Source organism: Paenibacillus sp. P4_A9, from assembly GCF_056402415.1.
This window is the reverse complement of sequence record NZ_JBFUHL010000250.1, coordinates 1-546: the sequence shown is the minus strand read 5'-3', so window position 1 is coordinate 546 and position 546 is coordinate 1. Positions and strand designations below refer to the sequence as shown.

The window sequence follows — 546 nt, the reverse complement described above, 5'->3', positions numbered from 1 at the left end:
ATCGCGGATCAGCATGCCGCGGTGAATACGTTCCCGGGTCTTGTACACACCGCCCGTCACACCACGAGAGTTTACAACACCCGAAGTCGGTGGGGTAACCCGCAAGGGAGCCAGCCGCCGAAGGTGGGGTAGATGATTGGGGTGAAGTCGTAACAAGGTAGCCGTATCGGAAGGTGCGGCTGGATCACCTCCTTTCTATGGAGACTCGGATCTGATAGATCCAGTCAAGTGTGCTTAGCACACAAATCGYTTACTCACTCGTGTTCAGTTTTGAAAGAGCAATCTTTCAATGTAATTCATTTGTTCCTTGAAAACTAGATAACGAAACAAAAACGTAAAGTAAGAACTTAGGTTGCTTGATCTTCGGATCTTGCAAAAATCTTTAAAGTTTTTTCTAGGTTAAGCTAGAAAGAGCACACGGAGGATGCCTAGGCACTAGGAGCCGAAGAAGGACGTGGCGAACGACGAAATGCCTCGGGGAGCCGTAAGCAGGCTTTGATCCGGGGATGTCCGAATGGGGGAACCCAGCTGTGGTAATGCGCAGTT

At 49.7% G+C, this 546-nt stretch carries 2 rRNA genes; both read left to right on the top strand.

Going from position 1 to position 546, the window contains the following annotated elements:
- Window positions 1–195 (top strand): 16S ribosomal RNA (locus tag AC1DVJ_RS31320); the annotation flags it as partial.
- A gap of 202 nt (window positions 196–397) precedes the next feature.
- A 23S ribosomal RNA gene (locus tag AC1DVJ_RS31315) occupies window positions 398–546 on the top strand; the annotation flags it as partial.